Source organism: Blastomonas sp. 34TW (genome assembly GCF_059803595.1).
On the sequence record NZ_JAPFGW010000012.1, the window covers coordinates 31,072 to 43,093 of the forward strand.

General features: G+C 63.0%; 14 protein-coding genes and 1 pseudogene. 8 read left to right on the forward strand and 7 right to left on the reverse strand.

All coding sequences use genetic code 11. From position 1 onward, the window contains the following. Positions 1-179: 179 nt before the first annotated feature. From OPU69_RS15115 to OPU69_RS15135, 5 genes and pseudogenes are all read right to left on the reverse strand, one after another. A complete protein-coding gene (locus tag OPU69_RS15115) occupies positions 180-1,001 on the reverse strand; it encodes a hypothetical protein (protein ID WP_498512139.1) in 822 nt (273 codons plus the stop codon). Next, the gene (locus tag OPU69_RS15120; RefSeq protein ID WP_498512141.1) at positions 994-1,662 is read right to left on the reverse strand and encodes a hypothetical protein; all 669 of its coding nucleotides are present in this window, start codon (positions 1,660-1,662) and stop codon (positions 994-996) included. Before OPU69_RS15120 ends, OPU69_RS15115 begins: the two co-directional genes overlap by 8 nt. A gap of 23 nt (positions 1,663-1,685) precedes the next feature. Continuing rightward, complete coding sequence (locus tag OPU69_RS15125) at positions 1,686-2,573, reverse strand: 3'-5' exonuclease (RefSeq protein WP_498512143.1); 888 nt, start codon at positions 2,571-2,573, stop codon at positions 1,686-1,688. A 240-nt stretch (positions 2,574-2,813) separates the two neighbouring features. Continuing rightward, positions 2,814-3,998: pseudogene (locus tag OPU69_RS15130) on the reverse strand (YifB family Mg chelatase-like AAA ATPase); the annotation flags it as partial. Between the two features lie 75 nt (positions 3,999-4,073). Beyond that, positions 4,074-4,742: a winged helix-turn-helix transcriptional regulator gene (locus OPU69_RS15135; RefSeq protein WP_498512145.1), complete on the reverse strand. Its 669-nt coding sequence runs from the start codon at positions 4,740-4,742 to the stop codon at positions 4,074-4,076. A gap of 126 nt (positions 4,743-4,868) precedes the next feature. Here OPU69_RS15135 and OPU69_RS15140 point away from each other — a divergent pair, with 126 nt between their 5' ends. The 8 genes from OPU69_RS15140 to yghU all read left to right on the forward strand — a co-directional run bounded on the left by OPU69_RS15140 (position 4,869) and on the right by yghU (position 10,002). Further along, the gene (locus OPU69_RS15140; RefSeq protein ID WP_498512147.1) at positions 4,869-5,348 is read left to right on the forward strand and encodes a VOC family protein; all 480 of its coding nucleotides are present in this window, start codon (positions 4,869-4,871) and stop codon (positions 5,346-5,348) included. Between the two features lie 36 nt (positions 5,349-5,384). Continuing rightward, a complete protein-coding gene (locus tag OPU69_RS15145) occupies positions 5,385-5,768 on the forward strand; it encodes a DUF1428 domain-containing protein (RefSeq protein WP_060977393.1) in 384 nt (127 codons plus the stop codon). Between the two features lie 15 nt (positions 5,769-5,783). Continuing rightward, positions 5,784-6,569, forward strand: coding sequence for a VOC family protein (locus OPU69_RS15150; RefSeq protein ID WP_498512149.1), 786 nt, complete (start codon positions 5,784-5,786; stop codon positions 6,567-6,569). Next, a complete protein-coding gene (locus tag OPU69_RS15155) occupies positions 6,566-7,225 on the forward strand; it encodes a glutathione S-transferase family protein (RefSeq protein WP_060977391.1) in 660 nt (219 codons plus the stop codon). Before OPU69_RS15150 ends, OPU69_RS15155 begins: the two co-directional genes overlap by 4 nt. A gap of 18 nt (positions 7,226-7,243) precedes the next feature. Beyond that, the gene (locus OPU69_RS15160) at positions 7,244-7,708 is read left to right on the forward strand and encodes an SRPBCC domain-containing protein (protein WP_498512152.1); all 465 of its coding nucleotides are present in this window, start codon (positions 7,244-7,246) and stop codon (positions 7,706-7,708) included. Positions 7,709-7,872: 164 nt separating this feature from the next. Next, on the forward strand, positions 7,873-8,583 hold the full coding sequence (locus OPU69_RS15165; protein ID WP_498512154.1) for an alpha/beta hydrolase: 711 nt from the start codon (positions 7,873-7,875) through the stop codon (positions 8,581-8,583). A gap of 122 nt (positions 8,584-8,705) precedes the next feature. After that, positions 8,706-8,927 carry a hypothetical protein gene (locus OPU69_RS15170; RefSeq protein ID WP_060977389.1) on the forward strand — a complete coding sequence of 74 codons (222 nt, stop codon included), beginning with the start codon at positions 8,706-8,708 and terminating at the stop codon, positions 8,925-8,927. Positions 8,928-9,114: 187 nt separating this feature from the next. Beyond that, on the forward strand, positions 9,115-10,002 hold the full coding sequence (gene yghU, locus OPU69_RS15175) for a glutathione-dependent disulfide-bond oxidoreductase (protein ID WP_498512156.1): 888 nt from the start codon (positions 9,115-9,117) through the stop codon (positions 10,000-10,002). 6 nt (positions 10,003-10,008) lie between these two features. On the opposite strand, the gene OPU69_RS15180 is transcribed toward yghU, so the two are convergent. Together OPU69_RS15180 and OPU69_RS15185 are read right to left on the reverse strand one after the other, a co-directional pair. Further along, on the reverse strand, positions 10,009-10,896 hold the full coding sequence (locus OPU69_RS15180; RefSeq protein WP_498512158.1) for an ROK family protein: 888 nt from the start codon (positions 10,894-10,896) through the stop codon (positions 10,009-10,011). Then, positions 10,874-12,022: a glycoside hydrolase family 68 protein gene (locus OPU69_RS15185; protein ID WP_498512160.1), complete on the reverse strand. Its 1,149-nt coding sequence runs from the start codon at positions 12,020-12,022 to the stop codon at positions 10,874-10,876. The genes OPU69_RS15180 and OPU69_RS15185 overlap by 23 nt, the downstream gene beginning before the upstream one ends.

The window sequence follows — 12,022 nt, forward strand, 5'->3', positions numbered from 1 at the left end:
GTCCGAGGCTACATTTTAGCGAATGTAGCCTCGGTGTTCCTCGATCGTGATATATACCGCTACGATGATAGTTCTTTAAATTTGACCCGTCACCTCCTTGATCCCCAAGAATGGCTAGGACCGACGCAGATTCCTAAACGTTGCATGCGACCGGGGCCCCGAAGTCTCCCAATGCAACCTCAACTGGATCCGATCTCCTCGTCACAGAAGCGCAGTTCAAGCAGCCTCGTGGTAAGGGCCGGAGCCGTTTTGAACGACGCAAGCTCACCCCAAGCCTCCCACCTGTCGATGCGCTCATGGAGCCACAGGTAGAAGCGGTCCCGAGCATAATTGTCTGTGAACGTCATCGACCATACGGTCCGCCTGCACGGGATGGTCTGCTGGATGTCCGGACCGACTAATTTGATCGAAGGCTTCCCGGCAATTTCGGCACGCATGAACCTATAATTCAACCCATCTGCGTATTGCTCCTGGCGGCGGATAAGCTCAGAAACGACCTCGCGATCATACCCCCGGTCAAGTCCCTGACGGGCAGTTATCCAGCTCATGCCTAAAGGATAAGGCGTATGAGCAGCCGGCCGGGTCGATGCCAGCATGATCAGCACAGCCTTCCCCTCAGGTGTCAAAGGGTCATGGGAAGAATATGTGCCCAGACCTTCAAATTTAACCAAGCCTATAGATTGCAGCCAGTTCATGAGGATTATTGTCATCCACCAATTGGAATGGCAGAGATCATTTACCTGCTCCTCGATCCCGATGATTCTTCGATCGAGCACTGCCAGGAACGAGCCTAACATCTCAAGCGATTCGTCTCTCACTTCTGTCCGAAGCGGCAGCATATTCAGCCTGCCCGTCCAAAACGCCTCCCGAACAGACGACCAACGCCGACCATCCTCATCGGTCAGGTTTTTCACGCCTGCTTCTGTTTCGTCAGCAACGAGCCAATAGCCCCAAGGGAGATTGGGGTTCCGACGATCTGAGTATGAAATGTCCTTATCCATGGTCCTGCTCCTCGCCATCGTTGCTCGGATTCCAACCCGGTAGCTGCAGGGTCTCACCGGCAGGAGCAGAGACGGGCGCGTCAGCAATGGCCGCCAATTGTCCCGCTAGCCGCACAACTTCCCTGTAAACGAAATGCTGATCGCGATACACTTCGAGGCCAGCAACACCGCTTTGGACAGGGCGCGTCGGAACAAAATCGCCGGGATGATCTGTGGAGAAGCCAAACCACCAAACGGCCTCATGCGACGAGTCGTAGCGGGCTTGCGCATGCCTCGGCATTGAAGCGGGCACATGACAGATAGAGACGGCTTCCGGGACACGAGCCTGGCATTCGCTGGCGTAATTCAGGCCGCCATGCACGTTGATGCCGATGCCCGCATCGATGGCTGATGCTTCAAAGCCAAATAACGGATGCGATATTGGCACGCCAACGTATCCGCAAAAGGTTCCATTGGGATGGCGCAACATGATGCAGGGCAGATCAGTCGTTGCATCGCGCCAGCCGATTTTTTCCGGCTCATGTTTCCATGGACCATCGCCGGTTGGACGACGCTCTGGCACACGAAAATACTGCAGCGGCACGATCTCCTGGTCCGCCAAGGAAAGCCGAGCCGGTAACGCAGTGACAACGGCCAGCATTTTTGTTCTTTTTTTAGACATGATATGTTCCTTTGATAATTAGATCACAGGAAGCGATCCTCATTTTTCAGTTGGATTATGCGAGGACCGAAGGCCTTCGGCCTGTTGTTCGCGGAATAGACGTGCTGATCCAACCAGGCTTCCTCGGAGAACGCTTGGGTAGCTGGCACGTCCTTGAACCAGACCCGCTTCTTATCGTTCCAGCGGTAGCCCCTGCCTTTGAGCAGTTCCTTCACGTCAAATTGGGCGCCGACCGCCTCGAAACGCTTTCGAGGTTGTCTTGCAGTGTCATAGAGTTCGGCAAGGAGGGTCGGTGAATCGAGGCCAGGGTATCGCAACAGCGTGATGACGGCATCGACGTCAGCCAACGCACGATGACCGTCGAAAAACCAACCTGCTTGTGCGCAAAGCCAGCCTAACGATCGCCCCTCAAAGCCGTTTTGCACCCAATCCACGTCCTGGCAGCTGCAGCCCCAGAGCATTTCCCCGATCGGAGGAATCCTACGGGAAAGGAACGGCTTATCGAAGCTGGCATTATGCGCGATGATGATGTCCGCCTCGTAAAGCAGCTCGAGGACCTCATCCTCGTCTATTCGCTCCCCTTCTACATCATAGTCTGTAATCCCGGTCAGACGGGAGATATCAAGGGGAACGGGCATGCCTGGATCTTCAAGCCAGACATAGGGCTGTTCGATGTATGTCACGATACCAAGGTGATCGAAGTGAATGCGGCGAAGCGCCAGTTCGATTATTCCATCCTCGTCCAAGGACAGCCCTGTCGTCTCCACATCGACGACCGCAGCAATCGTTTCGGGAAAGTCAGTGGCGCCTTCACGAGTCGCACCTTCTTCCAGGGCAACTCGACGAAGGATCTTTCGATCTCCAACTGATGCAGTTGATATGCCTTCAATGGCTTTGAATGGCGGTTCCATTCGGGGTCTCCTTCCATGTCCGCCCGGCTTGAGCGGTGAGGCAAGGATGGAGGGCTCCAAGCGAAAAATTCAGCGAAAAATGCGGGCAATTTTCGACTAAATTTGGTCTCACTGACTAACGACTGATTTTGATTGGAGTCACTAAATATATGGAAAATATAGCTTTTTATCGGGGATCACAGAACCGTCCGAGTTAGAAATTCTCACACACTTCCGATATTCTCACTGAGTGTCGTGTTTTACATCAGCGGCGGTGACGGCCTCGACCTCGACATGCAGGTCGATCCGGTCGAGCAGGGGGCCGGAGACCTTGGCCTGATAGTCTGCCGCGCAGCGCGGCGCGCGCGAGCAGCCGAGCGCGGGGTCGCCCAGATGGCCGCAGCGGCACGGGTTCATCGCCGCGATCATCTGCACCCGCGCCGGGAAGGTGACATGCGCATTGGCGCGCGCGACGCTGACTTCGCCCGTCTCGAGCGGCTGGCGCAGCGAATCGAGCACGGTGCGCTGGAATTCGGGCAGCTCGTCGAGAAAAAGCACGCCAAGATGCGCCATCGATACCTCGCCGGGGCGCACCTTCAAGCCGCCGCCGACGAGCGCCGCCATCGAGGCGCTGTGATGCGGCGCACGGAAGGGCCGCGCGCGGCTGATCCGGCCATCGACCAGGGTGCCCGCGACGCTTGCCACCATCGAGACCTCGAGCGCCTCCTGCGGGGTGAGCGGCGGCAATATGCCCGGCAGGCACGAGGCCATCAGCGACTTGCCCGCGCCGGGCGGGCCAACCATCACCATGTTGTGCCCCCCGGCCGCCGCGATCTCGAGCGCGCGCTTGGCGGTTTCCTGGCCCTTAACCTGTTTGAGATCGGGGCCGGGCGCGGGCTCTTCGGCGATGCCGGGCTTGGGCGGGCTGAGGCGGCCATGGCCCTTGAGATGGTTGAGCAGGGTGAGCAGATCGGGCGCGGCGATCACGTCGATGCCGCCCGCCCAGGCGGCCTCGGCCCCCTGCGCCGCCGGGCAGATCAGCCCCTTTCCGCAAGCCGAGGCGTGCAATGCCGCGAGCAGCACGCCGGGCGAGGCGGCGATGCGCCCGTCGAGCGCGAGCTCGCCCACCGCGACATATTCGCCGACCAGCTCGGCATCGATGATCCCCATCGCCGCGAGCAATGCCAGCGCGATCGGCAGGTCGTAATGCGATCCTTCCTTTGGAAGATCGGCGGGCGACAGGTTCACGGTGATGCGCTTGGGGGGAAGCGACAGGCCGAGCGAGGCGATCGCGGCGCGCACCCGCTCGCGGCTTTCGCCCACCGCCTTGTCGGGCAGGCCGACCACCGCGATGCCCTTGTTCATGCCGGGCGAAATCTGCACCTGCGCCTCGACGCTGCGCGCCTCGAGCCCCAGATAGGCCACGGTCTGGACGATGGCGACCATCAACGCCCCCCTTTTGTTCCAAGGGGAGCGTGACGTGGCGCGGTTAATGTGTCGAGCGGATTCGACGAGATTGCGTCATTCCGGAGGCAATTCCACCCGCTCGGGCAAGGGGAACAGCGTGAGGAAGCGCGCGATCAGCTTGGGATCGCCCTTGGCGCGGAGCAGCCCTTCGGCTTCGAGCATGTCGAGCGGCACCCCGCCATAGACCGCGCCCGCCAGCGCGTGCGGCGTTCCGGTGAAGACAATGTCGCAGCCCTCGGCCTCGCCACGCGCGATCGCGATACCGCTGGCGTCGAGCTGGCCGACATAGCGCATGTCGCCGAAGACGAAACCGACTCGGCAGGCCAGGTCTCCGACCCGCGCGCGGTGGATCATCGTGCGGAACGAGAGCATCACCGAAACCCCGCTGATCGGCAGGGTCGGATCGTGCCAGGGCGATCGTGCCGCCCAGCGGCCGAGCATCTGCACCAAAGGTTCGGCCTCGTATCCCCAGGGGGTCAGCTCATAAACCTGCGCGGAGGCGGGCGGCGGCAGGCGGCGGCGGACGAGCAGATGCTTTTCCTCCAGCCCCTCGAGCCTTTGGGTCAGCACATTGGCGCTGATGCCGGGAAGGTCGGCGCGCAGCTCGCTGAACCGGCGCGGCCCGAGCATCAGCTCGCGCATCACCAGCAGCGCCCAGCGCTCGCCGATCAGTTCCAGCGCATGCGCGGTGCCGCACGCATCGTCATACAGCCGCTTTGGCAATGTTACTCCCTTTGAGGTTATAAATAATAACTAAGCAGTTGCTTTTTGTAACACACGCTCACACGCTCGGCAACGACAGCTCCCGAGTCGCAGAAACAGGCGGCCGGGCCAAGCGAGGATGTGGCGATGAGCAAGATAGCACCATGCCTGTGGTTCGACGGCGCGGCGGAAGAGGCCGCGCGCTTCTATGCCGGCCTGCTCCCCGACAGCCGGATCGACCGGGTGGTGCGCGCGCCATCGGACAATCCCTCGACCGCTGAAGGCGCGGTGATCCTGGTCGAATTCACGCTGGCCGGCCAGGCCTGGGTCGCGCTCAACGGCGGGCCGGGCAAGCCGCATGGCGATGCGATCTCGTTCCAGATCTATACCGAGGATCAGGCCGAGACCGATAGAATCTGGGACGCGATCGTCGGCCATGGCGGCGCGGAAATCGCCTGCAGCTGGTGCCACGATCGCTGGGGCGTACGCTGGCAGATCGTGCCGCGGCGGATGATGGAACTGCTCTCTGATCCCGATCCCGCGCGCGCCAAGGCGGCCTTCGATGCCATGTCGGCGATGGTGAAGATCGACATCGCCGCGATCGAGGCCGCCGCCGACGCTGCCTGAAAACTGCTTTCCCTTCTGCGACAAGGAGCAACACCCATGACCTATATCGATGGTTTCGTCATTCCCTGCCCCGAGGCCAACCGCGACAGGTTCATCGAGCATGCGCGCCAGGGCGACGCGGTGTTCATGGAGCTGGGCGCGCTGCGCATCGTCGAATGCTGGGGCGATGACGTGCCCGACGGCCACACCACCGATTTTCGCCGTGCGGTGAAGGCGGAAGATGGCGAGGCGGTGCTGTTCAGCTGGATCGAATGGCCCGACAAGGCGACGCGCGATGCCGCGATGGCGAAGATGCAGGAGATGATGACCGATCCGTCCAAGCTCGATCCGCGCATGGACCCGGAAAGGAACCCGATGCCCTTCGACGGCAAGCGGCTGATCTTCGGCGGCTTTGTCCCGGTCGTCGAACTGACCGCCTGAACGGGAGCGCCGATCATGAGCAACCGACAGGGCGAATTCGTCTGGTACGAGCTGATGACCCGCGATGCCGATGGGGCCCAGGCGTTCTACGCCGCGCTGCTCGGCTGGACCTATGGCGATTCGCAGCAGCCCGATCTCGACTATCGCACCATCCGCGCTGGGAACGAGGAGATCGGCGGCATCCTGACGCTGACCCCGGACATGCTTGCGGGCGGCGCGCAGCCTTGCTGGCTGGGCTATGTCGCGGTCGACGATATCGATGCGGCGCTCGCCAGCCTGCGTTCGCTTGGCGGTACCGTGCATATGGGGCCGCGCGACCTGCCCGGTACCGGGCGCCTTGCCATGGTCGCCGATCCGCAGGGTATTCCCTTCTACCTGATGCAGGACCAGTCGGGTCAAACGTCGCGCGCCTATGTCTGCAATGGCGGCAAGCCCGGCCATTGCGCGTGGAACGAGCTCAGCACCACCGATCAGGCGGGAGCGATGAAATTCTATTCCACGCTGTTCGGCTGGGTGAAGGATGGCGAGATGGATATGGGGCCGATGGGGGCCTACGAATTCCTGCGCCATGGTGAGTTGATCGGCGCGATGATGACCAAGCCCGGCGACATGCCCTGGGCGGGCTGGGCGCATTATTTCTATGTCGAGGACATCGATGCCGCCGCGCGCACCATCCCGCTGCGCCAGGGCGAGATCCTGTTCGGCCCGTCCGAGATTCCGGGCGGCGACTATATCATCACCGGGCGCGATCCGCAGGGCGCGACCTTCTCGCTCGTCGGGCCCCGGAAGGCCGCCGTATGACGCTGCAGCTCTTCGCACATCCCTTCTCGTCCTATTGCCAGAAGGTGCTGATTGCGCTGTACGAGAACGCTATCCCGTTCGAGTTCCGCATGCTCGGCCCCGATCAGCCGGAGAACCAGGCCGAATTGCACCGCCTATGGCCGATCGGCAAGTTCCCCGTGCTGCGCGATGGCGATCGGACGGTGATCGAGGCGAGCACGATCATCGAGCATCTGCAGATCGCGCATCCCGGCCCCGCGCCGATGATCCCGGCCGATCCGGTGGCAGCGCTCGAGGTGCGGATGCTCGACCGGATCATCGACAATTACGTGATGAGCCCGCAGCAGAAGACGGTGTTCGATGCGCTCAGGCCCGAAGACCAGCGCGATCCTGCCGGGCTCGCCGATGCCAGGGCGATGCTCGATACCATTTATGGCTGGCTGGACGCGCATATGCAGGGCCGCGTCTGGGCGGCGGGAGACGCCTTCACGCTGGCTGATTGTGGTGCGGCCCCGGCGCTGTTCTACGCCGACTGGTCGCACCCCATTCCCGAGCATTTCACCGCCCTCAAAGGTTATCGCGCCCGGCTGATCGCGCGACCATCCTTTGCCCGCTGCATCGAGGAAGCGCGGCCCTATCGCGGTTTCTTCCCGCTCGGCGCACCCAACCGCGATTGAATGGCAGGAGAAAAGACCATGACCGAAGCCACAGACGAACCCGGTTACCCCCTTCGTGTTAGCCGGCACATTGCCGCGCCGCCCGAACGGGTCTGGCAGGTGATGACCGGACAGCTGGAAGATTACTGGTGCCCGCGCCCATGGCGGACCGAGATCGTCGAGATCGACTGGCGGTCGGGCGGGCGGATGGCGACGATCATGCGCGGTCCCGATGGCGAGAGCCATGAAGGCGATGGCGTGCTGCTCGAGGTGACGCAGGGCCAGCGCATCGTCTTCACCGATGCGTTCCGCAAGGGCTGGATTCCGCAGGCCGCGTTCATGGTCGGCTGCCTCGAGATCGCGCCCGAGGGCGAGGGCACGCGTTACACCGCCACCACTTGGCACTGGACGAAAGAGGCGTGCGAGCAGCACAGGACCATGGGGTTCGAAACAGGCTGGGCGACCATGGCGGACCAGCTTGCCGAGCTGGCCGAGGCCCGCTAACCAATTTGAGGCGGCTCAAGCAATTGTAGAATATGCATTTTCTTGAGAGCAGGGCGAGCAGGTAAGCCTGGCTTAACGGTCTGCCCTGACCATGTTTCGCAACCCTTCGGCAAACCGGCAGGCGCATCGGTGGAGCATCATCCACCCCCGTCCGATGCCCGCTCATGCCGCTGCCGCGTTTTCTGCCCGCCATTGTCCTGTTCGGTCTTTTGCTGTGCCCCGATCGCATCGAGGCGCGCGAGATCAGCCTGGGCGGCGCGGCGCTGGCGCTCGACACTGCCGCGATCGCCTGGCACGAGGAGCTCAGCTGGACCGAGATTGCGGCCCCGGCGACCGAGGCGCAGGCGAAGCCCGCGCTCGCCACTTTCGGCCCGTTCCGCGTGACCGATCCGCGCAGCGCGGACATGATCGGCGTGGTCGATTCGCGCACGCCGGACCAGTTCGTCGCCATGCTGAAAGCCTTTCCGGGCATCGCGACGTTGCGGATGATCGAATGCCCGGGATCCGACGATGACGAGGCCAATCTGCGCCTTGCGCGGATGGTGCGGCATGCCGGGATCGAAACACTGGTCCCAGCCGGTGGTTCGGTGCGGTCGGGCGCGGTCGAGCTGTTCCTGGCGGGCGTGCGCCGCCGCGCCGATTCGCGCGCAGAGTTCGCGGTTCACAGCTGGCGCGACGATCTGGGACGCGAAGCCGACGATCTGCCCGAGAGCGACCCGGTGCATCGCGAGTATATTGATTTTTACCGTGAAATGGGGATGAGCGACGATAGCGCTCGGCGATTTTACGCGCTGACCAATAGCGTATCGTTCGATGATGCGGTTTATCTTGCGCCGTTACAGATGGCGGCCATGGGTTTGCTCGATCTGTTGTAAAGACTTCAAATCCCCCAAAAACTGCGGTGAATTTCCAGATAATTGCGCTGAACGCATGTTGCATTTGCTAAGCAGCTGTGGAATATGGCGATCGCTAGCAGCATGTCTGAAGGGACAATCCTATGAAACTTGCAAAGACCGCACTGGCTGCGCTTGCTCTGACCGCAATGGTCGGCGCTCCGGTTCTGGCACAGGCTGCGACCTCCGCAGCTCGCGCCAGCGCTTCGGGCGAAGAGAGCGACGCAGAAGGCAGCACCGGCATCATCATTGGTGTCGTGGCAGCCGCCGCCGTGATCGGTGGCATCATCGTCATCGCTGATGACGATGAGCCCAACAGCCCCTGATAGCTGCAAGGCAATCAGGTACTGATTCGGGAAAGGGCGGCCAGCGATGGTCGCCCTTTTTCGTTGCGCGGTCATCGCGAGGCGATGCCCTTGACTGAGTCTTGCGCACCGCCATCTTGTCGGGCGACGCCCCTGTCGTCGCGATCCGGCCTGTCGAATCGCGATCGAACCGCGAAAGGCCCGATCCATGACCAACTTCCCCGAAGATTACACCCCGCCCGCCATCTGGACCTGGAACAAGGACAATGGCGGCGCCTTTGCCAATATCAACCGCCCGATCGCCGGCGCGACGCACGACAAGGAGCTTCCGGTCGGCAAGCATCCGCTGCAGCTCTATTCGATGGCGACGCCCAATGGCGTGAAGGTCACCGTGATGCTCGAGGAATTGCTCGCTGCCGGGCATTCGGGCGCGGAATATGATGCCTGGCTGATCGATATCCGCCAGGGCGGCCAGTTCGGCAGCGATTTCGTGGCCATAAACCCCAATAGCAAGATTCCCGCGCTGATGGACCGCAGCGGTGCAGAGCCCGTGCGGCTGTTCGAATCGGGTTCGATCCTGCTGTATCTGGCCGAAAAGTTCGGTGCCTTCCTGCCCACCGATCCGATGAAGCGCACCGAGGCGCTCAACTGGCTGTTCTGGCAGATGGGCAGCGCGCCCTATCTGGGCGGAGGTTTCGGCCATTTCTATGCCTATGCCCCGCTCAAGATCGAATATTGCATCGACCGCTTCACGATGGAGACCAAGCGTCAGCTCGATGTGCTCAACCGGCATCTGGCGGACAACGAATATATGGCGGGCAGCGACTATTCGATCGCCGATATCGCGATCTGGCCGTGGTATGGCGGCGTGGCGACCGGCCAGGTCTATAACGCGGCCGAATTCCTCCAGGCGCACGAATATACGCATCTGCTGCGCTGGGCCGAGCAGATCGGCGAGCGCCCGGCGGTCAAGCGTGGGCGGATCGTCAACCGCGCGTTCGGCGATGACCTGAGCCAGCAACTGCACGAGCGCCACGATGCCAGCGACTTCGAACTGCGCACGCAGGACAAGCTCGCCGCCGCGTCGGCCGAATAATCCGGGTTACAAAAGGTCCGCCGCGAGCAGAACTGCACCCGCCAGCCCCGATATCGGGGCGAGCGCGGGGCGGCGGATCACCTTTTCGGCGCATAGCGCAAAATAGCCGCCATCGCGTGCGGCCGCCTGGGCGACGATCCGGTCGAACAGGCCCGGCGTACCCATTACCCCGCCGCCCAGCACGATCGCATCGGGCGCCAGAGCGGCGCGCAGGCTGTTGCACATTTCGGCGAGATAGCCTGCGATGGCCCCGTGCGCTGCATGATCGGGTGCAAGGTGCGAAAGCGACTGGCCCCATCGCGCGATGATCGCCGGGCCGCTCGCCAGCCCTTCCAGGCAATCGCCATGGAAGGGGCAATGGCCGGGAAATTCGTGGTCGTCCGCCGCGCGGCGCGGGCGCATATGGCCGAGCTCGGGATGGCCCTGGCCGCCGACGATCCGGCCATCGGCGATCACCCCGCCGCCGATGCCGGTGCCGATGGTGACATAGACGCTGACCTTGGCATCGCGCGCCGCGCCCAGCCGCGCCTCGGCCAGCGCGGCGGCGTTGACATCGGTATCGAAACCGATCGGAACGCTAAGCGCGCGCGCGATCGTTCCTGCAAAATCGCAATCGCTCCAGCCGGGCTTGGGGGTTGCGAGAATATGCCCCCATTTCGCCGCGTCGCGGTTCCGTTCGAGCGGGCCGAACGAGCCGATGCCGATCGCGGCCAGGCCGGGGTGCCTGCGGAAAAAGGCGATCGTCTCGGCCAGCGTCGTTTCGGGATCGCGCGTCGGGATCTGCACCTGCTCGATGATCGCGTCGGGACCGGTGCCGATGCCCAGCACGAACTTGGTGCCGCCCGCCTCGATCGCGCCGAGCAGCGGAGCCTCAGCCGGCATTGCAGACCGCATGCAGCCGGTCCATCGCGAAGACCTCGACGATTTCCGAGCGATCGGCGTCGAGCGCGAGGCGCACCATCGGCGCGGGCGTGCCACCGAACGTCTCGGCAGCGACCAAGGCAGTGTCCGAAGGCTTGCGCCCCTTGAGGCCCCAATGGTCGATGAAGCTGCATACCAGCAGATCGGACGTGGCGAACCAGCTATAGGTCTGCATCGGCTCCTCGTCCGGATTGGCGATCACCAGCCCGGTGCCGTTGAGCGGCCGCCAGGGGCCGGTCAGCGTTTCGGCGACCATGCCGTAGAAGCCGGTCGGCCCGGTCGGACCATCGGGGTTGAACACCGAGCGTTGCGTGGACCAGAAGGCATAATAGAGCCCCTGATGCGCGATGATCTGCGCGCGCTCAAGCTCGTTGTTGAGCGTATCGGCATGGATGATCGGCGGCAGCAGCTGCCATGCGCCGTTCTCGTCCGCCTTCGCCAGACCCACCGCGCCGTTGAACGCATGATGGGAGGCGGCGAGCGTGCCGGTAAACACCAGATAGCGCGCGTCATCCTTGGGATCGACGAAGAAGGCCGGATCGCGGAACGCCTTGACCGTGCCGGGAGCGCCCTCGTGCTTGTCTGCGGCAAGATAGACCCCGCCATCGGCGACCACGCTTTCGCGGACTGCCGACCAGCCGGTGATGCGGCCATCGGGCTGCAAAGTTCCGGTGGTCTCGGCAAGCCTTTGCTGGAAACCGCCGGGGCGATCCGCATAGCCGGCAGCCGTGAAATAGAGCGTGCACTTGTCACCCTCGAGCACCGCCGAGCCCGACCATTCGCGCTCGAAATCGCCCAGACCTTGCGGAAGCATGTCGCCCAGATCGTGCCAGCCATCGGCGTCGAGGTGCAGCAGCCGGATCTTCGCCTCGAAATGGCGCAGGATCGGGTCGCCCCGGTCGGGCGCGGCGAGCACCATCCACAGGCTGCCGCCGTTCACCTCGGCGAGTCGTCCGTCTGCCTGCTGCAGCGGCCACATGTCCCAGAGCAGCAGGTCGGGCAGGATGCGCCGCGCATCGTCCTCGCCGATCAGCCCCGGCACGGGCAGGGGCTGACCTTCGAGAGCGGCGACATGCGCGGCAGTCCAGGCGGTGGTCAT